At 43.0% G+C, this 488-nt stretch carries 2 tRNA genes and 1 rRNA gene; all 3 read right to left on the bottom strand.

The annotated features are described in order from the left end of the window. Positions 1–132: 132 nt before the first annotated feature. Positions 133–208 (bottom strand) — tRNA-Ala (locus H5160_RS20145). Between the two features lie 50 nt (positions 209–258). Then, positions 259–335: transfer RNA gene (locus tag H5160_RS20140), tRNA-Ile, on the bottom strand. A 76-nt stretch (positions 336–411) separates the two neighbouring features. Next, positions 412–488 (bottom strand): 16S ribosomal RNA (locus tag H5160_RS20135); the annotation flags it as partial.

The following is a 488-nucleotide window of genomic DNA, read 5'->3' as shown; positions in this document are numbered from 1 at the left end:
ATCAGAATTTTATTATCAGCTTTTCCAAATTTTTAAAGAGCAAGAGATACAAAAACCTCTCAAAATTAAACACACTCTATTCTCAGGCGGTTAATGGCCCGATAAAGAATATTTATTTTTAAGAAGTAAAAGTGGTGGAGCTAAGCAGGATCGAACTGCTGACCTCCTGCGTGCAAGGCAGGCGCTCTCCCAGCTGAGCTATAGCCCCACATATGCTGGTACTTACTGTTTTAACCATCTTCTTGATTAGACAAGAAGTGGTGGGTCTGAGTAGATTTGAACTACCGACCTCACCCTTATCAGGGGTGCGCTCTAACCAGCTGAGCTACAGACCCAAAACAATAAGTGTTGTTCTCTTTACAATAACAATCATCTGTGTGGACACTACGAACAAATAAGTTCTAAATCGTATAAGGAGGTGATCCAGCCCCAGGTTCCCCTAGGGCTACCTTGTTACGACTTCACCCCAGTCATGAATCACTCCGTGG

The organism is Pseudoalteromonas sp. SG43-4, assembly GCF_014164325.1.
GTDB lineage: Bacteria > Pseudomonadota > Gammaproteobacteria > Enterobacterales > Alteromonadaceae > Pseudoalteromonas > Pseudoalteromonas distincta.
This window is presented reverse-complemented; position numbering and strand designations above follow the sequence as displayed.